Origin of the sequence: Roseibium sp. FZY0029, from assembly GCF_036350355.1 — a bacterium.
Lineage (GTDB): Bacteria > Pseudomonadota > Alphaproteobacteria > Rhizobiales > Stappiaceae > Roseibium.
Genome location: NZ_JAZDVZ010000003.1, coordinates 168,914 through 193,075 on the forward strand (window position 1 = coordinate 168,914; position 24,162 = coordinate 193,075).

18 protein-coding genes are annotated in these 24,162 nt (G+C 57.3%); 10 read left to right on the plus strand and 8 right to left on the minus strand.

Going from position 1 to position 24,162, the window contains the following annotated elements:
* Positions 1-4: 4 nt before the first annotated feature.
* The 3 genes from V1T76_RS09225 (at position 5) to V1T76_RS09235 (ending at position 6,827) form a co-directional block, all read left to right on the plus strand.
* Complete coding sequence (locus tag V1T76_RS09225; RefSeq protein WP_330560376.1) at positions 5-4,351, plus strand: translocation/assembly module TamB domain-containing protein; 4,347 nt, start codon at positions 5-7, stop codon at positions 4,349-4,351.
* A gap of 215 nt (positions 4,352-4,566) precedes the next feature.
* Complete coding sequence (locus V1T76_RS09230) at positions 4,567-4,920, plus strand: helix-turn-helix domain-containing protein (RefSeq protein WP_330560377.1); 354 nt, start codon at positions 4,567-4,569, stop codon at positions 4,918-4,920.
* 449 nt (positions 4,921-5,369) lie between these two features.
* Positions 5,370-6,827, plus strand: a complete 1,458-nt coding sequence (locus V1T76_RS09235) for an NAD-dependent succinate-semialdehyde dehydrogenase (RefSeq protein WP_330560378.1) — start codon at positions 5,370-5,372, stop codon at positions 6,825-6,827.
* 34 nt (positions 6,828-6,861) lie between these two features.
* On the opposite strand, the gene V1T76_RS09240 is transcribed toward V1T76_RS09235, so the two are convergent.
* The 4 genes from V1T76_RS09240 to V1T76_RS09255 all read right to left on the minus strand — a co-directional run bounded on the left by V1T76_RS09240 (position 6,862) and on the right by V1T76_RS09255 (position 13,248).
* Positions 6,862-9,627: an EAL domain-containing protein gene (locus V1T76_RS09240; RefSeq protein ID WP_330560379.1), complete on the minus strand. Its 2,766-nt coding sequence runs from the start codon at positions 9,625-9,627 to the stop codon at positions 6,862-6,864.
* Positions 9,628-9,706: 79 nt separating this feature from the next.
* Positions 9,707-10,732 carry a FecR family protein gene (locus V1T76_RS09245; RefSeq protein ID WP_330560380.1) on the minus strand — a complete coding sequence of 342 codons (1,026 nt, stop codon included), beginning with the start codon at positions 10,730-10,732 and terminating at the stop codon, positions 9,707-9,709.
* 330 nt (positions 10,733-11,062) lie between these two features.
* Positions 11,063-12,160, minus strand: coding sequence for a FecR domain-containing protein (locus V1T76_RS09250; RefSeq protein WP_330560381.1), 1,098 nt, complete (start codon positions 12,158-12,160; stop codon positions 11,063-11,065).
* Positions 12,161-12,528: 368 nt separating this feature from the next.
* Positions 12,529-13,248 carry a glycerophosphodiester phosphodiesterase family protein gene (locus V1T76_RS09255; protein WP_330560382.1) on the minus strand — a complete coding sequence of 240 codons (720 nt, stop codon included), beginning with the start codon at positions 13,246-13,248 and terminating at the stop codon, positions 12,529-12,531.
* 423 nt (positions 13,249-13,671) lie between these two features.
* Between V1T76_RS09255 and V1T76_RS09260 the strand changes: the two genes are divergently transcribed.
* From V1T76_RS09260 to V1T76_RS09280, 5 genes are all read left to right on the plus strand, one after another.
* Entirely contained in the window at positions 13,672-14,256 is a 585-nt protein-coding gene (locus V1T76_RS09260; protein WP_330560383.1) for a YceI family protein, read from the plus strand.
* 52 nt (positions 14,257-14,308) lie between these two features.
* Complete coding sequence (locus tag V1T76_RS09265) at positions 14,309-14,893, plus strand: cytochrome b (RefSeq protein WP_330560384.1); 585 nt, start codon at positions 14,309-14,311, stop codon at positions 14,891-14,893.
* A 23-nt stretch (positions 14,894-14,916) separates the two neighbouring features.
* Positions 14,917-15,474: a YceI family protein gene (locus tag V1T76_RS09270; RefSeq protein ID WP_330560385.1), complete on the plus strand. Its 558-nt coding sequence runs from the start codon at positions 14,917-14,919 to the stop codon at positions 15,472-15,474.
* Between the two features lie 151 nt (positions 15,475-15,625).
* On the plus strand, positions 15,626-17,263 hold the full coding sequence (locus V1T76_RS09275; RefSeq protein WP_330560386.1) for a fumarate hydratase: 1,638 nt from the start codon (positions 15,626-15,628) through the stop codon (positions 17,261-17,263).
* 437 nt (positions 17,264-17,700) lie between these two features.
* Positions 17,701-18,294 (plus strand): L,D-transpeptidase, encoded by a 594-nt coding sequence (locus V1T76_RS09280; RefSeq protein WP_330560387.1) that lies wholly within the window; start codon positions 17,701-17,703, stop codon positions 18,292-18,294.
* A 131-nt stretch (positions 18,295-18,425) separates the two neighbouring features.
* Here the strand turns inward: V1T76_RS09280 and V1T76_RS09285 are convergent, their stop codons facing one another.
* A complete protein-coding gene (locus V1T76_RS09285) occupies positions 18,426-18,995 on the minus strand; it encodes a TetR/AcrR family transcriptional regulator (RefSeq protein WP_330560388.1) in 570 nt (189 codons plus the stop codon).
* A gap of 395 nt (positions 18,996-19,390) precedes the next feature.
* On the opposite strand from V1T76_RS09285, the gene V1T76_RS09290 reads away from it, so the two are divergent.
* Positions 19,391-19,861 carry a nuclear transport factor 2 family protein gene (locus V1T76_RS09290; protein ID WP_330560389.1) on the plus strand — a complete coding sequence of 157 codons (471 nt, stop codon included), beginning with the start codon at positions 19,391-19,393 and terminating at the stop codon, positions 19,859-19,861.
* Between the two features lie 112 nt (positions 19,862-19,973).
* On the opposite strand, the gene V1T76_RS09295 is transcribed toward V1T76_RS09290, so the two are convergent.
* The 3 genes from V1T76_RS09295 to V1T76_RS09305 form a co-directional block, all read right to left on the minus strand.
* Positions 19,974-20,684 (minus strand): DNA helicase, encoded by a 711-nt coding sequence (locus V1T76_RS09295; protein WP_330560390.1) that lies wholly within the window; start codon positions 20,682-20,684, stop codon positions 19,974-19,976.
* Between the two features lie 187 nt (positions 20,685-20,871).
* Positions 20,872-21,240 carry a DUF971 domain-containing protein gene (locus tag V1T76_RS09300; RefSeq protein ID WP_330560391.1) on the minus strand — a complete coding sequence of 123 codons (369 nt, stop codon included), beginning with the start codon at positions 21,238-21,240 and terminating at the stop codon, positions 20,872-20,874.
* A gap of 74 nt (positions 21,241-21,314) precedes the next feature.
* Positions 21,315-22,751, minus strand: coding sequence for a cryptochrome/photolyase family protein (locus V1T76_RS09305; RefSeq protein ID WP_330560392.1), 1,437 nt, complete (start codon positions 22,749-22,751; stop codon positions 21,315-21,317).
* 318 nt (positions 22,752-23,069) lie between these two features.
* Here V1T76_RS09305 and moaA point away from each other — a divergent pair, with 318 nt between their 5' ends.
* The gene (gene moaA / locus V1T76_RS09310; RefSeq protein ID WP_442970102.1) at positions 23,070-24,140 is read left to right on the plus strand and encodes a GTP 3',8-cyclase MoaA; all 1,071 of its coding nucleotides are present in this window, start codon (positions 23,070-23,072) and stop codon (positions 24,138-24,140) included.
* Positions 24,141-24,162: the final 22 nt, after the last annotated feature.

The window sequence follows — 24,162 nt, forward strand, 5'->3', positions numbered from 1 at the left end:
GCACATGCGTTTTATAAAACTTTCCTTACGGATCTTCGGATTCCTGATCGCGCTCGCGATTGCTGTTCCCGTGCTCGCCATCTGCGCCCTGCAGGTGCCCGCGGGCCGCACCTTCGTGTCGAACGTTGTCAGCTCTCTTGCCTCTTCCGACAGTCAGACCATCACGATCGAAGATCTCTACATCAGTTTCGGGCTGAAGGCCGAAGTCGCCAAGGTTACGCTGGCGGACCGGGAAGGCATCTGGCTGAATGCCGAAGATATTGCAGCCGACTGGCATCCGATGCGGCTCCTGTCCGGCAATCTCGACATCTCTTCTCTTTCCGCACATCGGATCGACCTGGAGAGGCCGCCTGTTCCGTTGCCTGCCGAAGAAACGCAAGCCGCTGCGGAAAGCAGCGCGACTGGTGGTTTATCACTGCCCTTCAACGTCACCCTCGACCGCCTGAGCCTAGACGAAATCAATCTCGGAGCTCCGCTTCTGGGTGTCCCGGTGTCCCTCACGGCTGCCGGGTCAGGCTCGTTCGCACTCGATCCGGCCCTTGTGACTGCCGATCTTGACGTCCACCGGATCGACGGTATCGAAGCCGGTCTCATGGCCAAAGCGCAGTTTGAGCCTGCCGCTGAAACGCTTGCCTTCGACATCAAAGTTTCTGAGCCGCGCGGAGGCCTGGCGGCACGACTGCTTGAAGTACCTGACCTTCCGGCGCTGGACCTCTCCCTCAAAGGCGATGGTCCGCTGACCGACTGGGCGGCAAAGCTGAGTCTTGCCCTTGATGGCAGAACCACAGTGACGGGCTCTGCCCGGATCGAGGAAAGCGCCTCTGAACGGCATCTGGCCTTCGATCTGGACGGAGATCTCGCTCCCCTTGCCCCGCCCGCAGCGCAAGCCTTTCTTCTTGGTACGACGAATGCGAAAGGCTCTGCCCGGTTCTCGACGGAGTTTGCGCCTCTGGCAGCAAACCTCACACTGAAAACGCAGACCGTTTCCCTGGACGCGAAGGCGGATCTGGAAAACGAAGCCGTAAACGCGACAGCAGATCTTTCCGTCAGTGCCGGAAACGATGCTGTGATCGCGCTTGACCTGGGCGAAAGGCGCATTGCGTTTGGCCCACTGGATGGGTCCGTTCGTGTTTCGGGGCAACGCTCGTCAGTCGACTGGCAGACAAAGGTCGATCTGAAGTCTCTCCAGACAACGGAAGCCAAAACCGAAGCTCTCTCGCTGACAGCCTTCGGAAACGGCGCAGATCTGTCCGAAGAGGTGCTGACCTCGCCCTTCGCGCTGACGCTCGCCATCGACAAATTGGACGGCATCACGCCGCAGACAGAGCCGTTGTCGGGCCCACTCGAATTGAAAACCAACGGAACCCTGGATGGCACAGCCCAATCGGCCGACATCAGGGACCTGACCCTGTCGACCGCAGTTGGCCGGCTTGCCCTTTCGGACACTAGCCTTTCGGCCGACAGTGTTGATGGATCCGGCAGGCTGTCCGTTACCGACCTGTCTCCTCTGTCCGGCCTCGCAGGCCGCCACCTGACAGGTGCATTGGACGGCACATTCTCGGTGGATCTTGATCCCGCTCAACTGTCAGGCACGATCACCAGTGCCATCGTCGCCAATAACATCACCACGGCAATCCCCCAGGCCGACGCCCTTCTGGAAGGGGAAACGCGCATCGACGTTTCTGTCGATCTTCAAGGTATGGACGATATTTCCGTAACCAGCCTTGCCGTTTCCAACAAGGCGCTGGACGCCAAGGGGAACGCCCGTTACCAGCAGAACGAACTCAGTTCCAGCCTGACAGCAAGCCTTGCCGATCTTTCCAAAGTAGATCCACAACTTGCAGGCGCGCTCGAACTTGACGCCAGCACAGCCGGGCCGCTCAGCGCGCTCGAAGTGCAGGCTGCCGCCTCTTCGAAACAGATCATGCTTGCCGGCACGCCTTTGGACGACCTTGACCTTTCTGCCGAGGCAACCGCCAACCCGGCCGCTCCGACGGCGAAGATAACCAGCAGTGCCAGCCTGAACGGGCAGCCCATCGCAGTCGATGTCGAGCTGACCAGCAAGGACGGAGGGGCAAGTATCAGTCCGCTTTCCGTCAAGCTGGCCGGCAATACGGTGACCGGCTCCCTCTCCCTTGCAGACCTCAACAAGCCAGTTGAGACGCTTAAAGGCACCTTGAACATCGACGCTCCCGATCTTGCGTCTCTTTCTCCGCTCCTCCTCACGGAAATTGCCGGGCAAATTCAGGGAACAGTGACCGCGACCCCGGAGACGCAGCAACTTGCGCTCGATATCTCCGGCAAAGATATCAGTGTGCCCTCGGTCAGCCTCGGCAGCGTAAAGCTGAAGGCCAACCTCAAGGCACCTTACGCGCCCGAAACCGTCACCGCGGATATCGATCTGTCCGATATACTGACCGACGCCACGCCAGTTCATGCCGTGAAGCTTCAGGCTCAGCCGCAAAATGGTGGAACGGCGATCACGGCGGACGTGAAGCTGGACAAGAACGGCAAGGATGGTGTGACGCTGGCCGCGCAAGTGAATGAACCTGAAGCCGGTTCTTACGTCGTTGCCCTCTCGGACCTTGCCATGCGCTATCAGGGCATTGCCAGCCAGTTGAAACAGCCGACAACGATTTCCTATGCAGGCGGCGAAGCGACAATCGAGCCCCTGGAACTTCAGCTTGGCAACGGGTCTCTTGCGGTTTCCGGCAAGGCGGGTAAAACGCTTGACCTGACTGCGGACCTGAAGTCCATCCCGCTCAATCTGGCCAACGCTTTTGTTCCATCGCTGGGGCTTGGCGGGTCACTCTCAGGCAACGTTTCCGCCAGCGGCAGCTCGTCTGCGCCGGAAGCGAAATGGACGATTTCCGGTGCCGGCTTGACGGCAAACGAATTGCGCAGAAACGGGCTGGCAGCGCTCAGCCTGTCAACGTCCGGAACGCTGAAGAACAACAAGATCAACCAGACAACCAAAGTTAGCGATCCCAATGGCCTGAACCTGACTGCTGCTGGCACTGTCGGGGTGCAGAAACCCAATCCTATCTCGCTCACCCTCAACGGGACCATTCCTACCGCAGCAATCAGACGCCCAATGATCGAGGCCGGGCTGCGGGGCGAAGGCACAATTGCCTTGAACGGTAACGTCGGTGGTACGGCGGCAGCGCCCACCTATCAGGTGACGGCGACGCCAAACGGCTTGAAGATCACCAGCCTGTCGACGGGTATCACGGTGCAAAATTTCCGTGGCACGGCCTCTGTCAGCCAGAACCAGGCCTCGCTCAATGGCATTGCAGGCGACCTCGCGACGGGCGGTTCGATGTCTGCTTCCGGAACCGTGGGCATGAAGGACGGATTTCCGGCTGACCTCAGCCTCAAACTGGACAATGGACGCTATGTCGATCCCGGACTGGTAACGGCAGAAGTCGATGCAGACCTCAAGGTTTCGGGGCCGCTTGCGTCCACCAGCGCCTCAGCTCTCATCAGCGGGAAGGTATTGATCAAAAAGGCAGACGTCTCCATTCCCGAATATCTGCCCGGGGCGATCCCCCCTGTCGATGTCCGGCATATCAATGCCTCCAAGGCTGTCCAGCAGCAGGTTGCCGAACTGGGTGGGGACGTGCCGCAAACGCAAACCCAGCAGAAGACATTTCCCCCGCGTCTGGACATTGTCCTGTCAGCGCCTGGACGGATCTTCATTCGCGGCCGCGGCCTCGACGCGGAGCTGCAGGGGGACCTGAAGATTGTCGGCACGACGGCGTCTCCGCAAGCCATTGGCGCATTCGGACTAAAACGCGGTCAACTCGAGATCCTCACGCGCCGACTGATTTTCTCGCGCGGCAACGCCACGTTCGAGGGATCGCTGACCCCCATCCTGGATTTTGCGGCGGCGACCGTGGTCAGCGACACAACCATTACCGTCACCGTAGCCGGTCAGGCAGACGATCCTCAGATCGCGTTCTCATCGTCGCCCGAGTTGCCACAGGACGAAGTGCTCGCACTGCTTCTGTTTGGCAAAAGCGTCGGCAACCTGTCCCCCACACAGGTGGCCCGCCTTGCTGCGGCCATCGCCACGCTCACGGGCGGCAGTGACAACGGCCCGCTCGCCACGATCCGGAAGTCCCTCGGACTCGATGCCATCGATATCAACACGGACGGAGAAAACGGCCCCTCGGTCGCGGTCGGCAAATACATAAATGACAACATTTATGTTGGCGTCGAACAGGGGACGGGAACAGGCTCCAGCCGGGTCAAGGTCGATATCGACCTCGATCGCGGGTTGAAGGTGCGCGGTGAAGTCGGTGCAGACGGGTCTTCTAAAGCCGGCATCTTTTTTGAACGCGAATACTGAAGCCACCCGCCCCTGCAATTCTGACAGTGTCCAAGCGTCTAGCCGCCGCAGGAAACCGCTATTGCGACAAATTGCCAGCCGGCGGTTGCGGTTGACTCGCGTCTCGTGCGAGTGTGGCCCCCATGATCAAACAAAATGGAAGAAACACTCCGTCCCATCCGGAGGAAACCGTTTTTTCGGTGACGGAGACAGCCGGGAATGACGGGGGTGACATCATGTCGGTGAACAGCAGTGACTACACTCTGGGAGAGCGGATCTGCAAGGCGCGGGATGCCTCCAGTCTTTCGACTGCCCAGCTTGCGCGTCGCCTGGGCATCAAGACATCCACTCTGCAGAGTTGGGAAAGCGACCGTTCGGAGCCACGTTCCAACAAGCTTGTGCTGCTTGCCGGCGTTCTGAATGTCAGCCCGACCTGGCTGCTTGTGGGCCGGGGTACCCCCCCGTTTTCGGAAACAACCTCGACAACATCAGACCTCGACAGCATGCGCGTCGCCCTCGACCGCGTGCAACGCCAGGCTCAAGCGCTTGCCGATGAGATCGCCGCACTTCAGGACCGGCTCGACGGCTGATCCATTCTTCTGTCCGCTCATTTCCTGAAATTCCGCTCGCCGCCTCTCAGGTGAGCGGATGAAGAGCGGTGTTTAGACGGACAGAAAGCCTACGTGAGACTTCAAGTCGAGGTCTTCAGCAGTCCGAGATGGTGTTCAGCACCCTTTGGGACATAGGCAGTCTGCCCGCACGTGATCAGTCATTTGCTGACAGAACTGTTTTCGGCGTCTTATCTTGTCTTTCATTTTTCGCAGACCCGTACCCATAGCAGGGAAAAGCGCTTGCCAGACCTCGCGCCTCCCCCCTATCTCTATGGTCAACGATCTCCAGGCGGGCTCAAGGGACTTTCCGGAAACTGGCTCAGCCAGACTTTCTGGCTCCGCTTTCTGTGTTCGACAGAGCGCACTACTCGCCGGGAGATTTTTCAGACCACCAGCGTCTGCCCCTACCACGGTTCAGGAACCTACCCATGTCATTGAATGCTGCTCTCTTGAAGGAAAAGGTGTTTATCGGCGGAGCATGGAGCGACGCTGACAGCGGCCAGACCGTTGCCGTTACCAACCCTGCGACCGGAGAGACAATCGGAACCGTGCCCTACTGCGGCCGGCCTGAAACCGCCAGAGCGATTGCAGCGGCCGAAGCCGCCCTTCCCGCCTGGAAGGCGCTCACCGCAGAGGCCCGTGCCAACCACATGCATGCGCTGTGCGATGCTATCATGGCCAACCTGGATGATCTGGCTGTCCTTCTGACCACTGAAATGGGCAAGCCGCTGGCCGAGGCCAAGGGTGAAATCACGCTTGGGGTGAAATACATCCGTTTCTTTGCCGAGGAAGGCAAGCGGATCTACGGCGATACCATTCCCTCGCCCTGGGCAGATCGCCGTATTCTCGTCACCAAGGAACCGGTTGGTGTCGTCGGCTCGATTACGCCGTGGAATTTTCCGAATTCCATGATCGCCCGCAAGCTTGGGGCAGCTCTTGCCGCAGGCTGTACCATGGTCATGAAGCCAGCCGAGTTTACGCCGTTCTCCGCGCTGGTCTACGGCGTGATGGCGGAAAAGGCCGGGCTTCCGAAGGGCGTGATCAACATCGTCACCGGCGATGCCCCGGCAATCGGCGAGGAAATGTGCGAGAATCCTTCGCTACGCAAACTCACCTTCACCGGCTCGACCCGTGTCGGCAAGTTGCTGGCAGGTAATGCCGGTCGCAACATGAAAAAGATCTCGATGGAGCTGGGCGGCAACGCACCCTTTATCGTTTTCGATGACGCCGATCTCGACCGGGCGGTCGAGGGAGCGATTGCCAGCAAGTTCCGCAACTCCGGACAGACATGCGTCTGTGCCAACAGGCTCTATGTGCAGGCTGGTGTCTACGATGCGTTCGCGCAGAAGCTCAAGGCAGCTATGGATGCGCAGCTGAAGGTTGGAAACGGACTTGATGACGGTGTCACACAGGGTCCGTTGATCAACGAAGCCGCGGTCGACAAGGTTGCCAGCCACGTGGAAGACGCCCTTTCGAAGGGTGGTGACCTGGTGACAGGTGGGCGCCGCCCGAATGGCCCAGGCACGTTTTTCGAACCGACGCTGATCACCAACGCAAGCTCCGACATGAAAGTGGCGCGTGAAGAGACCTTCGGCCCGCTCGCCGTCCTCTTCAAGTTCGACACGGAAGAAGAGGCCATCCGTCTTGCAAACGACACGGAATTCGGCCTCGCTTGCTACTTCTATTCCAAGGATCTTGGCCGCGCCTTCCGCGTCATGGAGCAGCTTCAGTATGGTCTTGTCGGGGTCAATGAAGGTGTCATCACCACAGAAGTCGCACCATTCGGCGGCGTCAAGGACAGCGGTATGGGCAACGAAGGCTCAAAATACGGCCTGGATGACTATCTGAACGTCAAATACAGCTGCATCGGCGGCCTCGGCCTCTAATTCTTTAGTGTCCCGGCCTCGTGCCGGGACATCTCTATGCGGCCTGGAGCAGCAACGACTGAAGCTGGGCGGAACTCATGGGACGTCCGAAGAAATACCCCTGGCCGTAAACGCAGCCCATTTCGCGAAGCCTGTCTGCCTGCTCGGCAGTTTCGATACCTTCGACAATGACCGACATTTCGTGACCTTTGGCCATATGGAGCACGGCCTCAATCACCGAAACATCCTGTTTTTTGGCGATGGTTTCGCGCACGAAGGTCTTGTCGAGCTTGATTTTCGTAAACGGATATTTCGGCAGATACCCGAGCGAAGAATAGCCGGTTCCGAAATCATCCAGCGAGAAGTTGCAGCCAAAGGCTCGCATTTCCTCCATCGCAAATTGCAGATCGAGGGTTTCATCGATGAACAGGGATTCCGTGATCTCAAGATCCAGACGCTCGGACGGGAACCCCGTTCTCTGCAAGGCTTCCCCGACAGTGGCAACGAGATTGCCGCGGCTGAACTGTATCGCGGACACATTGATGGACAGCCTGAGATGGTTCGACCAGGTCATCGCTTCTTTCATGGCCCTGTTCAGTGCCCAGGCCCCAAGCTCGACGATGTATCCGTTTTCCTCGGCAATGGGCACGAATTCGACGGGCGAGATCGGCCCGAGTTCACGGTGGTCCCACCTCAGCAGGGCCTCGACACCGAAGATTGACCCGTCGGAGAGATTGGTCAACGGCTGATAGACCATGTGCAGTTCGTCACGGGCTATCGCCTTGAAGAGTTCGGTTTCCAGTTGGCGGCGCCGTTGCAGTGCCACATCCATTTCCGGCAGAAAGCGCAAGACAGGCGAACGGTTGTCGCGACGAACCTTGGCCAGTGCGTTGCCGGACTTCTTCATAAGACGCTCAGGCGTGATATCGCCGTCGGAGACTATGTACCCGAACTTGAGCTGTACCGAGATCCTGGCGCCTTCTATCTTGTAGTCCTCGCCGATGACCTCCTGAAGCAACTCGATCAGGGCCAGATCCTGGTCCCGCTCGCATCGAAAGACGCCCGCGAATACATCTGCGGTCATGGCGCCCCATGTCGCCCGTGCCGAGAGGTGGCTTTTCAGGCGCATTGCCACTGTTTCACGAAGCTGGTCACCGTAGGAAAACCCGAGCGATGCAACAATCTGGTCAAAGTTGGCAATCGCGAACTGCACCAGGCAGATGTCCTCGTCCGTCCCGCGGGCAAGGTTGAGTGTTGCGGCAACCTCTTCTTCAAAACCGTTCCGGTTGAACAGTCCCGTGCTCGGATCGAACCGGGCAAGATAGGCAAGTCGCTCAGCGGATTCCTTTTCTTCCGTCACGTCCCGGCATGTGAGGCAGGCCACCGCTTCGGTTTCCACATCGCTCAGCTTCTTCGTTTTCGCGACGGTATGCTCCGAGCGCGTGACCACATATTCGATGAACCGTCGGCGCCCGTCATCCAGGCGCATATCCAGGACCTTGGTCACCGGCTGCCGGCTCCCCGAACTGGAAAGCACAGAGAGAGCCTCTTCAACCAGCTCCAGCGGCAGGACAGTCCTTGCTGCCTTGCCGACAAGGGTTTCACTCTGAAACAGCTTGCGCGCCATCTGGCTGGCGGCAGACACACGGCCATCGCTCTGCAGAACGACAATTGCATCGAAGCTGTCGTCAAACACCTGACCTAGCATGCGCTCGCTGTTGCGGCGCTTGACGTTGGCAATATGCGAGAGAAATTTGTGAAAGCCGAGTTCTCGCATAACGATGCTGGCGGCCGCCAGGATGAGGATCAGATGGGCGCTTGCAGTCGGTAAAAGAATGGGAGACGACTTCTGAATAGCAATGGCTGCGATTTCGAACATGATCGCGCACAGCGAAAGAATGCTGATCTTGAGCGCCCAGCCTTCGACCTTGGTCAGCAGGAGGACAAAAAAGACAAAAACCGCGAGGAGAACCGCGATCCACTCGCCCCGAATTTCGATCGCCCGGTTCTGCAAAAGCGTTTCGACCCCAAGAGCCTGAATAACACTGCCAGGCAGCACGTCGTAGACAGGTACGGGAAAGAGGTCGCGAAGCTCCTGCGCGCTTGCGCCCACGATCACTTTCTTGTCTAGAAAAAGGCCGGGGGCCGTGGTGCCTTTAAGGACGTCAACGAGGGAAACTCGATCCAGGCCTTCCAGGGAGATACTGTAGTCGAGACCAAAACTTCCGGATGCCTTTCCGGTGTGTTCCCCCAGGAGCGCGGCTGCTGAAATTTCCGAATTGCCGTTGATCTCATAACCGTAGAGGTTCCGCCAGATGCGGCTGTCGGTTTCCATCGGCACCATGACGACGACCGGCCAGGCCGCCTTCAGCAGTTCGTCGATGGGCTGGTTGACGACTTCACCGGCATTTTGCTCGGCTGAAGCAGCTTGCTGAAACATGGCAAGGCTGACGTTACCGGCGCGCTCGATGGCGTCCGCGAACAACGCGTCGTCTTCCGGATTGGAGGCAGAACTGAAGTCGATATCGAAGACGATGTCGCGGGCACCAGCTTCGGCCAGATGGTCCGTGAGTTCTGCGTAAAGGCGGCGCGGCAGCGGCCATACACCGAGTTCGTTCAAGCTTTTGGCGTCAATATCGACGACCACCAAATCGCCGGTGACCGGCCGTTGGATGGTTTGAAAGCGGACTTCCCAGAGAAACCGGTCAAAGGCAGTGGTCAGAGCGACGGATCGTAGAACAGCGACGGCAGCGATGACGCCGATCACGATAAAATTCGCGCTCGCAATCCTTTTTCGCTGCTCCGAGCTAACGATCAGCACACTCACCGCCCCACTTTCTCATTCAGTTCTCACTCAGGAGACAACAGCACTGCGACGCCTGGGTGCTTCCTGAATATCGTCAATTCCTGTTTTTTCCGTTTCCGTTGCCAGAATTACCGTTGCCATTCCCGCCGGCATTGCTGTTGCCGTTGCCGCCGGAATTACCGTTGCCATTGCCGCCAGAATTGCCGTTACCGTTGCCACCGGAGTTGCCATTGCCATTGCCACCGGAATTGCCGTTGCCGTTGCCACCGGAATTGCCGTTACCGTTGCCACCGGAATTGCCGTTACCGCCGGAATTACCGTTGCCATTGCCACCAGAATTGCCGTTACCGTTGCCACCGGAATTGCCGTTGGCGTTTCCTCTGCCATTGCCAATTGCTTTGTCGTTGCCTTTGCGGGCGCTCTTGTCGGAATTGGCAGATTTCGCAGCCGCTGCATTTGGCGGCACGTTCTTGACCGCAGGTGTTTCAAAAACAGGTGCACGCTTCGCACCTGGTTTCACAGAAGGCTTGGTGCGTCCGCCAACAGATAGACCAACCCTGCTTGACGGGGCGCTGGAGGCTGATTGGCCCGCTGTCAGGTCCACCCTGTCGCCTGAGGCAAAGTCTTCCACCGCGACCACGCCGCGATCGACGGAAACGCGGGCCTGCTTTGCCTGTACAGTGATTTCAAAGCGTGTGCCTTTGACGACTGCGGCGAAGAACGGGGTTTCAACGGTAAAATGCGGTTGCCGCCGCTTTTGTACATCGACTTCGATCGTCCCTTTTCGCTGCAGCAAGGTGGTCTTCACCCCTGAGCTTCGAAAGGTTGACATGGCGAAGGTGGTGTTCGGCCCGACGGCGATGGTTTCACCGCCTCTCGCAATCAGGGCGCGGGCGCCAGCTCGTGTGCCGATGGTGTAGCCTTTTTTGAACACCATGCCCTGTTTGACGCGGAAGGCTTCCACGCCGGGTGCGACAAAATAAACGATGCCTGATACACGTTTCACGACCCAGTCTGATGCATTCGCAGAAGCAGGATGCAGGACCAGAGCTGCAAGCAAGAGTATACATAGCAGTGAAGCTGCTCTTCCCTTTGCTGAATACATACCGTCTTTTTTCATCGTACTCTTCTACACGTTGCGACTGACCATGAATGCCGTCCGGAAATCCCGCGGACATTTTCAAACGCCACACAAACCGTGTAGCATCTTAGCGCTTAACCTAACGTGAAGACAGGCGGCAAATATTACCTATGCTCGTCACTATTAGGGATAAACACACTCTTCAAAGAAAAAAGGAACTAAGTATTCTTTTGTAATTAACTGAACTACTCGGCTCGCTTCATACCCGGACGGAAACAAATAAGTTTACCTGGGTACTCAGCGCTGGACCCCACCGAACAAGCGGTTCAAACGAGCGCGTGCTGCAAACCAATCAAGGGCCAGGGCCTGTTAACGCCCCTTACCCTTTCCGTTTCCACCGGCATTGCCGTTGCCATTTCCATTGCCACCAGCATTGCCGTTGCCATGGCCGGAATTGCCGCCGGAGTTGCTGTTGTTACCGGAATGACCGTTTCCGTTTCCGTTGCCTCCGGAATTGCTGTTTCCGGAGTTACCATTGCCGTTGCCGTGCCCACCCGAATTGCCGTTGCCGGAGTTACCATTGCCGTTCCCGTTGCCGTGACCACCCGAGTTGCCATTGCCACCCGAGTTGCCTTTGTTGCCGGAGTTGCCATTGGTGCCTGAGCGGGCAATGCCGGCGTTGCCGCGGCTGATACCATTGGCAGCTTTTGCCTGAGCGTTAGATGCTGGAACGTTCTTCACGACACGTGTTTGAAAGGCCGGCGCCCGCTTGGGTCCGGCTTCCACCTCCGGTTTGGTTTTCCCGCTGACGGACAGTCCGACGCGGCGCGAAGGGTTGGTGGCAGCAGCTTGACCTGCGCCAACGTTCGCCCGCTCCCCTGACGCAAAGTCGTGAACACCGACAACGCCCCGGCCAACCTTGACCGACGCCGTCCTGTTTCCAACCCGAACGGAGAAACGGGTCCCTTTTACGACGGCAGCCAGAAACGGCGTTTCCACCTTGAAATGCCTGTACCACCGGCGCTGGACGTCAACATCCACCTGGCCGCGGTCCTGGTAGACGACCATCCGTTTGATCAGCACGCCTTTTGGTTCAAGCGTTACGACCGAGTTTGGCGAAACGACAAAGGTCTCCTTGCCCCGGCTGACGACAACACGTCCGCCGCCGGTCTTTAACTTCCAACCTTTTCGGACTGTCATCCCGCGCTTGAGGGCAAAGGTTTCGCCTTCACGTGTCTCAACCATCACGCGGCCGCTGACGCGTTCGACGGACCAGTGCCAATGCGCACCATCTGCGTCCGTGTCTTGAGAAAATGCCTGTTGCGAGAACCAGAAGATTGCGAGGGCTGCAAGCAAGAATGAGGCAGTAACGCGGAGCTTGATTTCCCAAAAATGTCCAGCACGTCCAGCAATTGCCGCAGTGCAACCTGCCTGGTTTGCGCGATTGACGATGTTGCGACTGGACATAAGAGCCCCCTTTTGGCCCGGATTTCTAAACCCGGCACGCTATTCTGGGCCCGTTAACAAGACTTGAATTGAAAAGGGAAATCTTGTTGTTTCATTTTTTTAGTAAAAATTGTTCTTTCTTCTACCGTTTCCGGTCTTTTCAAACATTCTCTAAAATTTTAATTTTAAAACTATTCAAGATTGTTTTTTTGGACTTCTGGTGAGGTTCGGCAATCCTAGATACCTGCTCGCAACTGTCTAAATGGTGTTCTGTGCTGCGAAATATTTTTTTCCATCCTGTCGCTGCAGAGTGGCCCGAGCCCCTGAAAATTCGGGCCACAGCAGTCCATGGCAGGTAAATTTGCGCAATTTCGGATCATCTGCGGACGTCAAACGGGTGCCAGGATTTCTCTTTCGACGGCTCTGAAGACTTCCACCTGATCGATGTTCATTTGCTCAATGCCGCAACGGACGGCTTTTTCGAAGACGGCACGGTCAGAACCGGCATAGAACATCTGCGTAATCAGACCAGCCTGCTTCGCCTCGCAGATCAAGCCTTCTTCAAGATCGTCTTCATGGAACTCCAGAATGTGGGCATCAAGTGCAACGGCGCGTTCAACAGAGCCAACGTGGGCGTAGAGAACCATCCGCCTCAGGTCTGGCACTTTTGCGCGCGCTTCAGCGCGGATTGCCTGGTCGAAAGAAAAAGTCCAAGCATCGGCCAGCATGCCCCGGGCCGCCAGCATATCGCGGATTTCTGCAGGATCACCTTCCTTGATTTCAACATAGGTGCCGATACGACCCTTGCAGGCATCCAGAAAGGCATCCAGCCTCGGAACACGCTGTCCTGCGAATGCCGCATCGAACCAGGAACCGGCATCAAGACGATCGATCTCTTCGGAGGTCATGTCCGAAATGCGTCCGGTGCCATTTGTCGTCCGGTCGACGGTCGCATCATGCATCACATAAAGCACACCATCCTTCGACGGCCGCACGTCGAACTCCACAACCTCGGCGCCGAGTGCGATGGCTCCTTCCAGAGAAGCGATCGTGTTTTCCGGCGCCTGAAGGCTGGCTCCGCGGTGACACACAACGATGGCTTGTTTCACGTTTATATCTCCTGAGTCTCCAGATCATTGCCCGGAGCTTGAACGGGGATGGCAGACCCCAATTTTAAGAGGGAAGTTGACGTGATAGGTGCCTGAAATTCTTGATGAAATGATGACAGTTCAACTTTCACCGCGATTTCATACGCTTACCGACAAAAACAACTCTTAATTGCGCGAAGTTTTTACTCGCCTCCAGCTCAGGATCTTATCCCGATTCTTTCGAAATACGGCAGGGCAGCCGAGCGCAAGCTGCTTCAATTGACGTAAAGCAAGAAGGCAAAGGGTTAACAACGAAGAAATCAACTGAATTATTGTTCAGCTTTACCGAACAGTCAGTCAAGTTGCACCGCACAATTTTGGACCTATCTTTCTGCTGCAGCGTTCATGAGCGAACGCCCCTGAAAACATCCATGAGGTTTGATCATGATCCGTCTTGCAGCTTCTGCACTTGCCCTCTCCCTCGTTGCGGGCACCGCCCTCGCCGAGCCTGTTGCCTACGACTTCGACAAGTCCCACGCCAACCTGTCATTCTCTTATAACCACCTCGGTTATTCCACGACCGAAGGCCGGTTCGGTGAATGGGAAGGCACGCTGCTGATCGACAAGGATAAGCCTGAGAATTCTTCCATCGAATTCACCATTGATGTCGGCAGCCTCGACACCTTCTGGGCAGAGCGCAACCAGCACTTCCTGAGCGCGGATTTCTTTGACGCGGAGAATTTCCCGAAAGCGACCTTCAAGAGCACCAAGGTCGAGAAAACCGGCGACAACCAGCTGGAAGTCACCGGCGACCTGACCATCAAGGACATCACCAAGCCGGTGACCCTGACCGTTGACGTGACCGCATTCGGCGAGCACCCGATGGCCAAGAAAGAAGCTGCCGGTTTTGCCGTATCCACAGTGCTGAAGCGCTCTGACTATGGAATGGACATGTATGTTCCCTATGTAGGGGACGAAGTTACCGTGACCTTCCATTCCGAAGCGCTCAAGGCTGACGCGACCAACTGATAAAACACCAACGGAGGCCGGGCTGACCGGCCTCCGCTTTCCAGGAGCTGCCATGCTGCGCAACACCTCAACCGGGTATGGAAGGATCGCAATTGCGTTCCACTGGACGATGGCCCTTTTGATCATCGGCATGCTGGGCCTCGGCCTTTACATGCAGCAGTTGCCCCAGACCGAGCAGGCGACGTTTGAACTCTACCAGCTTCACAAGTCCATTGGCTTTGTCGTGCTGGCTCTTGCCGTCTTCCGTCTGTTCTGGCGCCTTCTCAACCCTTCACCGAAACCGCCCGACAATATGCACCCGCTTGAAAAAGCAGGCGCGCATCTGGGTCATGTCGGCCTTTACGCGCTCCTGTTCGCGCTGCCGCTGACCGGCTGGTTCATGGTGTCTGCGTCGCCCTGGGGAATCCCGACCGTCCTGTTCAATGTCTTGCCTGTGCCGCATCTTCCAGTGCCGGGGGTGCTTGGCTCGCAGGAGGAAGCAGAAAGCTTCTTCAAGCTTCTGCATGAATACGGCGCCTATCTGCTGATCGCGCTGATCGTGGTTCACGTCGCCGCAGCGCTGAAACACCACTTCATCGCGCGCGATGCCACATTGAAGCGCATGATTTCGACGGCTCCCGCCAGAGCCGACAGCTGATAAAACGAATTGGAAATCTGAAGATGACTTTGAAGCATTTCTCTTACGCCGTAGCTGTCCTGTCGGCGACAACCTTCACCGCACCGGCCTTTGCCGACACCTGGAAAGTCGATCCGGACCAGAGCAAGCTCGGTTTCGAAGTCAAGCAGGGTGGCGGCACGCTGACGGGTGTGTTCGCGTCCTGGGAAGCTGACATCGATTTTGACCCGGAAGCTCCCGAAACCGCGAAAATCAGCGCTGAAATCAAACCGATGAGCGCAACGACCGGAAACGCCCAGTTCGACGGAACGCTGCCGGGCAAGGACTGGTTCAATACGGGAGACTTCCCGACCGCTGAATTCAGGTCGGATTCTGTCGAGCTTGTCGAAGGCAACAGCTATCGGGCCGCGGGGACGCTTTCCATCAAGGGCATATCCCAGCCTGTCGAAATGGATTTCACCCTGGACATTGAAGGCGATACCGCAACGGCCAAGGGCACGGCGATCGTCAACAGGCTCGACTATCAGCTTGGCAGCGGCGTCGGCACCGACACTGTCGGCGACATCGTTACCGTGACCCTGGATCTCACGGCGATCCGCTGACATCCTGTCGGGTACTCAAGACTTTCGGTTCCGACCATTTGATCAGGCTGCGGCACTTGGCGTCCGCAGCCTTTTTGCCGTATGAGAACAGCACTCAACGTTCCAGCGCTTCCGAAAGTAAAGGGAAGCAGCCAGATCAGGAAAGCCTCCTATGAACGCTCCGCTCACACCTCCCGCCTATCAGCACAGCGCTCTTTTCCCCCAGGGTGAAGACAAAACGCCTTACCGCAAACTAACGTCTGACCACGTCAAGACAGCCGAGTTCAACGGCGAAGAGGTGCTGGTGGTTGAGGCGGAAGGCCTCCGCCTGCTTGCCGAAGAGGCTTTCAAGGACATCAACCATTTCCTGCGTCCCGGGCACCTGGAGCAACTTAAGAAAATCCTCGAAGACCCGGAAGCGACCGAGAACGACAAGTTCGTCGCCTTCGATCTTCTGAAGAACGCGAATATCGCCTCTCATGGCGTTCTGCCAATGTGCCAGGACACGGGCACCGCGATCATCATGGGCAAGAAGGGCCGCAGGGTCTGGACCGATGGCTCCGACGAGGCTGCTCTCGGCGAAGGCTCCCGCGACGCCTACTTCAAGAAGAACCTGCGATATTCCCAGCTCGCGCCTCTTTCCATGTTCGAGGAAAAGAACACCAGCAACAACATGCCGGCACAGATCGAGCTCTATGCCGAAGGCGAAGCTGCCTATAAATTCCTGTTCATGGCCAAGGGTGGCGGCTCGGCCAACAAGACGTTCCTGTTCCAGGGCACGCCCTCGCTGCTGACCCATAACCGGCTCGTCGAGTTCCTGAAGGAAAAGATCCTCACGCTGGGCACCGCAGCCTGCCCGCCCTATCACCTTGCCATCGTCATCGGCGGTACGTCCGCAGAAATGAATCTGAAGACGGCAAAGCTGGCCTCCGCGCGCTATCTCGACGGACTGCCGACGCAAGGCTCGGAACTGGGACACGCCTTCCGCGATCTTGAAATGGAAGAAGAGATCCACAAACTGACCCAGGCTACGGGCGTCGGCGCCCAGTTCGGCGGTAAATATTTCTGCCACGACGTGCGTGTCATCCGTCTGCCGCGTCACGGCGCTTCGCTGCCGATCGGTTTGGCCGTATCCTGCTCGGCAGACCGCCAGGCCGTCGGCAAGATCACGAAAGACGGCATCTTCCTGGAACAGCTCGAGATGCACCCGGAAAAGTATCTGCCCGAGGTGACCGACGAGCATCTGTCCGACAATGTGGTGAAGATCGATCTTACCCGGCCGATGTCTGAAATTCTGGGCGAACTTTCCAAGCACCCGATCAAGACCCGCCTGTCGCTCACCGGTCCGTTGATCGTGGCCCGAGATCTGGCCCATTCCAAGCTGCGTGACCGGCTGGAAAGCGGCGAGCCCCTGCCCGACTATTTCAAGAACCACCCGATCTATTATGCGGGCCCTGCCAAGACGCCGGAGGGGATGCCGTCCGGGTCTTTCGGTCCGACAACGGCCGGACGCATGGACGCTTATGTCGACCAGTTTCAGGCTGCAGGCGGGTCCATGGTGATGCTGGCCAAAGGCAACCGGTCCGCACAGGTGCGCCGCGCCTGTCAGGCCCATGGCGGCTTCTATCTCGGTTCCATCGGTGGACCGGCCGCGCGTCTGGCGCAGGACTGCATCAAGAAGGTGGAAGTCGTCGAGTTCGAGGAACTCGGCATGGAAGCCGTTTGGCGAATCGAAGTCGAGGATTTCCCGGCCTTCATCGTCGTCGACGACAAGGGCAACGACTTCTTCAAGGAGCTGAACCTCAGCTAAGTGACGTCTCCTGCCGGAAAGCCAGACCCGCGGCCTCGCCGCGGGTTCTTTTTTTGCCTATCGTTCAGCCGTGATTTGCAGGCAGTCTGCGGTCTCCGATACCCTTGCAAAGGTGCAAGGCATCCCACGTCCATTCGAATCGATTGTGACGGCAACACATTCAAAATCCGAGCAAAAATTGCCATCGACCTTTGCCAGGCCTGAAAATTTCCACAATCTCAGCGGGCGTCCGCAGCGCTAACGCGTTTTTCACGAAAAATTCGTTGCAAATTCGGCACATAAGCCAGACTTGAACCACGCTCACATCAACGTGAGATTTTCCCGAACACCGTTTTGCGACATAATCATTAAGAGTGAAGCAAGGACATTTTCGTAACGTCACTTTGATTGTAAATCGCATCGCTGGGGCACAAGCCCGATGCTGATGGGGGATCGGAATGAAGAAACTTCTTTTTGTAATGGTTGCGGTTCTGGCGGGCGCATTTGCGCTGACCGCTCAGGCTGCTCCGCGATATGGCTACTTTGACCACAGCACGAACACCTGGGTCACACCGAAATATCACCCGGGCGGACCGTCTCCGGTCAAACGCAAGCGTGTGAAATATGACGGCCCCTACCCTGCGGGCACGATCATCATCGATACCTCCGAACGCAGACTGTATCATGTCCTCCCTGGCGGCAAGGCAATGAAATACGGTGTCGGCGTCGGCAAGGAAGGTTTCCAGTGGGCCGGAACGCACCGTATCACCCGCAAGGCTGAATGGCCGAGCTGGACCCCGCCCTCACAGATGCGTGCTCGTGAGCGGGCAAAGGGTCGTATCCTGCCGGCCTACATGCCGGGTGGTCCGAACAATCCGATGGGTGCACGGGCCATGTATATCGGCTCTACCCTGTACCGCATTCACGGCACAACCGAGCCGTGGACGATCGGTTCAGCCGTTTCCTCGGGCTGCATCCGTCTTGCAAACGAAGACGTGATCCACCTCTACAACAACGTCACCGTTGGGTCGAAAGTCATCGTCAAGCGCTAAGCCCGCTTGCATCGATTGACGCAAACAAAAAGCCGGGGCATTCCCGGCTTTTTCATTTTGAGACCTATCAGCCTTATCAGACCATCGCCGGCAGAGGGCGTTTCCGCGACCCACTAAAGGTCAGCCTCCGCTCACGCGTCCGGAATATGAGCCTCAATCAAGACCGATGCGGCCTCCCTGGCTGCGCCTGCAGGATCCGGATCGAACCCCATCTGCGCTGCGACGATCGCCCCCTCCTTGAGCAGAAGAAGTTGACGTGCCAGCAAGTCCGGCTTTCGCGCTCCTGCATTCTCCGCAAGGCTTCTGAACGCCGACAAAAGCAAGCGTTTGTGCTCGCTTGATTGGGCGTGGGCCGGGTGAGCGGGGTCCTGAAATTCCGCGGATGCCTTGATGAACATACATCCTCTGAACCCCGTTTCTTCAAACCACTCCTCCAGAATATCGAAAATCGCCAGCAGTTTTTGCCTCGGGGGAAGATCGCGTTCATCAAGCCTGCGCAGGAACCAGTTGCGAAAGGTTTCGTCCCGGTACCGCAACACCGCGAGGATCAGATCGTCCTTGGTTCTGAAATGCTTGAACATCGTGGTCTTCGATATGCCCGTTTCGGCAACAAGCGTGTCCATACCGGTCGCGTGGAAACCGTCCCTGTAAAAGACAGCCTGCGACTTTCGCACCAGTTCATCGCGTTTGCTTGGTCGCATGAATTTCCTTTCTGTACTGACCAGTAAATAGACATCTACTGACAACCGTTCAAGTCAGATCTGGAAAGCGGCACTTTTTCGCCTCGTTACACACTGAAATCACATTTATATGACCCGGCCTTGCGCCTTCGAGCCTTGCAAACATGAACAGATCGGTACACATATCGAACCGTAACTGAACAGATCGGTACACTTAAAATCTGTTTAACATTGCGAGGCAGACCCATGTTCTCTCCAAGACCTGCATATCCACGTGGTTTTTATCTCTTTGGTGCGTTCGTCGCCGGAGCGCTTCTGATCACATCGGCCCTGCGTCCTGCCCCTCAGGCAGTGGATGAACGCCTTCACGCGGGACTGTCCTCGTCTCCTCAAATCTACGCTCTGGAGCTTGCCCGATGACAGAACAGCGCCCGCCTCTGCCTCCCTTTACCCTGGAAACAGCCCGCCAGAAGGTGCGTGCCGCGGAGGATGGCTGGAACAGCCGCAACCCGGATAAAGTCTCGCTTGCCTACACCCCGGACACGATCTGGCGAAACCGGTCGGATTTTCCGGTCGGTCGCCAGCAAGTGTTGGAATTCCTGACCAACAAGTGGCAACGGGAGCATGAGTACCGGTTGATCAAGGAACTGTGGACCTTTGCCGGTAACCGCATAGCCGTACGCTTTGCCTATGAATGGCACGATGCGGCAGGACAGTGGTACCGTTCCTATGGCAACGAGAATTGGGAATTTGCCCCGAACGGCCTGATGCATCGCCGCTTTGCAAGCATCAACGATCTCGCCATTTCGGCAAACGAGCGAAAAATGCATTGGCCTCTGGGACCGCGCCCGGCAGACCACCCCGGCCTGAGTGAGCTGGGGCTCTAATCAGCGAAAGTTCTTGCGACAAAGCCCCATCAGAACCTGCTGAAACAGCATCCACCGGTGCCTGGCCATCGGCCGGGCACCGGCGGACAATCTTCCTGGCAGCCATCACTGCTCAATGCCTGGAGAGGATCATCTCGCCGTGATGCAGGAAACAGCCCTTGTCGAAATGAGACAGATCGACCGGGTTGGTCGTCCGTATGTCGTTGAACCCCGGCAGAGGTCGAATCTTTGGATCAAAGTTTCTATGGACCTGCGACAGGAAGACAAGCGTCGTACGCCGCGTTTTTGCGAACCGTCTCAAGTCTTCGACCTGATCGCCGAGCGGCGGCTGTGAACGGAGCTGATCCATGACCTGAAGATAGTCGATTACGGCTAAGGTGCCCGGCGCCGAACCAGCAAGTGTTTCCTTAACTTGCCCGGCGCACACGCTGTCGGAAAGAACCATTTGAAACTTTTCCGAGTTTTCCAGGTCGGGATACCCGCTGCCGGAAAGCTTCGAGCTCACATCGCAATAAGTGCATTCAGATGAAAACAACACGGAAGGTCTTCCGCTCATTGCCGCTTCAGCGAGCAACTCGATACCCAGAACCGTTTTACCCTGACCGGGCCTCGCCCCAAGGATTACCATATCACCGGGCTCCAACGCCGACAGAAGCCTGATCGAAGGGCTCTGGTCACGAGCGACAGATGCGAGATGGCTCCAGCTTCTGAAGCCTTCACGAACCGCAATTTCGTCCAACGCCCGGTTCAACGCGATGGTCTTGCTTCGGGCGAGCGTCCGGGCTTCACGCTTCAGGCGGAAAACAGGTGCAGAGAGTTTCATATTGCGACCTCCAGATCGCGTGCATCAACCGCAGTCCCTCCATATGCGAACGCACGATTACCTGGTTGCCAGTATGAATTGACCCTGCAGTTCGGCTGCTGCTCCATTTGGAGGGGGATGGCGTGGGTCGAGCCGATCTCTTTTTACCTGATTCCCGCTGAAGCCAGCCAGCCCGGGCAATCCTTGATCAACGATCCCGGCTCAGGCCCTTCTGCGCCAGTTCCTCCAGGTACACACCCCAATGGGCGTCCGGGTCTCTGCCAAGCTCGAGGAAATAGGTCCAGGTGAAAATCCCGGAATTATGCATGTCGTCGAAATGGATACGGACAGCATAGTTGCCGACAGGCTCAATCTTCATGATTTCGACATTGCGCTTGCCGGGCACCGTCTGTTTTTGCGACGGGTTGTGCCCTTTCACTTCCGCCGAAGGCGAGCACACCCGCAGATACTCGGCGGACAATTCGTGCCGTTCGCCCGTGTTGAACGCAACTGTCAGGCTCTTCCTGTCTTTCGAAACCCGTAGTTCGGTCGGCCAGGGTGCCGTCGGGTCGGTCATGTCCGGATCCTTTGATTCCACCCGGCCAACACACCGGGACTTGCGCGCGGACGATACTGACCGCGCAGACACCGTCAAGCGTCGTCTTGTCCCGCCTGTTTCACGGCTTCGTAGCCTTCGAGCGCCGCCTCGCGGGCCTTGGCATGATCAACCAGCGGCTTCGGGTAGGTTTCGCCGAGCTCGATACCGGCTTTTTCCAAAGCTTCGGCAGGTGCGTCGAAGGGGGCAAAGATGTATTGCGTTTCCAGCTTACGCAGTTCGGGGACCCACTGACGGATATAGGCTCCGTCGGGATCGAACTTTTCGCCCTGGGTGATCGGATTGAACACCCGGAAATAGGGAGCGGCATCCGCGCCTGATCCCGCGACCCACTGCCAGCCGGCGGAATTGTTTGCAAGGTCCGCATCCACAAGCGTATCCCGGAACCAGGCCTCGCCATGACGCCAGTGAAGACGGAGATGCTTGATCAGAAAGCTTGCGGCGATCATGCGCACGCGGTTGTGCATGTACCCGGTTTGCCAGAGTTCGCGCATGCCGGCGTCAACAATCGGATAGCCCGTTTGTCCTTTCTGCCATTTCTCAAGCTCACCATCCGGCTCCTTCCAGGGATATTCATCAAAGGTGGATCGCCAGTTTTCGGATGGCAATTTCGGGAAGTGGTACAACAGGTTATGGGAAAATTCGCGCCAGGCGATCTCGGACAGGAATTTCATTCCATCGTCACCGAGCGACGATTTCCTGTCCATGACGTCCTGCGTTGCATGCCAGATCTGACGGGGCGAGATTTCCCCGAAATGAAGATGTGGCGACAGGCGCGAGACGTTCGGCAGATCCGGGCGGTTCCGAAGCTTGCCATAGCCCTTTAGCCCCTCCTCCAGAAAACAGCCGAGCCGTTCTGAAGCGCCTGCTTCGCCCGGTGTCCAGAGATCGTCCCAGCCCTTTGCCCAGTTTGGTTTTTTCGGCAGAAGGTCTAGACTCTCCAGTTCCTCCCCACCGTCATAGTCGGCGATTTCCAGCTTGTCCGGCGCCGGAAAGGCATCATCGATCTCAATCTGCCGCGCAGCTTTCCAGAAGGGCGAATAGACCTTGTAGGGGCCGCCTGACTGCGTCTCTATTTCCCAGGGCTCGTACAGCAGCGAGGCCTTGAAACTTTTGACCTCGTATCCGTCTTCTTTCAGCGACGATTTCAGATCGGTGTCCCGCTCGATCGCATGTGGCTCGTAGCATCTGTTCCAGAAGACAGCCTCAACGCCAACGTCCTTCGCAACCTCGGGAATCAGATGTCTTGCACTGCCCTTGAGCAAGACCAGTCCTGGCAGGTCCTCCTGCAAGGCTTTCAGACTGTGATGAAGCCACCAGCGGCTGGCGCTGCCTAACGGGTGTGTTTCGCCGGTCTGCTCTACAGGCTCCAGAATGAAAACCGGCAGGACACGTCCGCTCTTCGCCGCTTCGAACAAGGCGGGATTGTCCTTGATGCGCAAATCCTGCCGAAACCAAACGAGTGTTGTCATGCTGCTCCTACCGCTTTCCACTGGTCAGATACGCCGCAAAGCGCCAACGGATCAACGATGTAAGGGTTTTGTCGTTCCTCAGGAGGTAGAACAGCGGCTCAGCAGCTTTCGTCAGAGGGTGAGCAGACACTGTGCCCGCCGCAACAGGCGTCAACATCTCTTGCTTGTTGAAATACAGGTCGTGCTGCGCCATTTCTCCCCTTGATTTGACAAGAGTACACCGACAAGTTTACCTGATACCGTAAACCGGATATCTGCAGTCCGGTTTCAATTGATCTTGTCCGCATCAACGCCATATGATCTGGATAAGAAAAAATCATGGGAGAGCGAAACGTGACAGACGGCAAGATTGTGGTCCCGGCACAAGCGGCAATCGGACAGTTGGAGACGCAAGCTCCGATGATCGATCCCTTTGGCCGTGCCGTCACCTATCTTCGCGTCTCCGTGACCGACCGGTGCGATTTCCGTTGTGTCTATTGCATGGCAGAAGACATGACCTTCCTGCCCAAAAGAGAAGTCCTGAGCCTGGAAGAACTCGACCGCCTGTGCACTGCCTTCATCGAAAAAGGTGTCCGGAAACTGCGCCTTACCGGCGGCGAACCCCTGGTGCGCAAGAACATCATGAGCTTGATCCGCAGCCTTGGCCGGCATCTGGACAGCGGTGCTCTTGAAGAACTGACCTTGACCACCAACGGCTCACAGCTCGCCCGCTATGCGCAGGAGCTCTACGATTGCGGTGTACGCCGGATAAACGTGTCGATCGATACGCTCGATCCACAGAAGTTCAAGACCGTTACCCGCTGGGGCGATCTTGGAAAGGTGATGGACGGGATCCGCGCCGCAACTGCCGCCGGCCTTCAGATCAAGATCAACATGGTTGCGCTCAAGGATGTGAATGAGCACGAGATCGTGACCATGCTGAAGTGGTGTCACGAGCACGGCCATGACCTCACCCTGATCGAAACGATGCCTCTGGGCGAGATCGACGGGGATCGCACCGACCAGTATCTGCCTCTGTCGACCGTGCGTACACGCCTTGCTGAGGAGTTCACGCTGACAGACATCCCTTACAAGACCGGCGGACCGGCCCGATATGTAACAATCGAGGAAACCGGTGGTCGTCTCGGTTTCATCACGCCGATGACCCATAACTTCTGCGAAAGTTGCAACCGTGTACGCGTCACCTGTACCGGACAGCTTTATATGTGCCTTGGCCAGGAGGACATGTCGGACCTGCGCGCGCCACTGCGTGCCTCGGAAGGCAACGACCTCTTGAATGCGGCGATAGACGAAGCCATTGGCCGCAAGCCCAAGGGGCATGATTTCGTGATCGACCGGAACCGCAATCAACCTGCCGTTTCCAGGCATATGAGCGTTACGGGCGGCTAAGGCTTCCAGAGTTTTTCCAAAT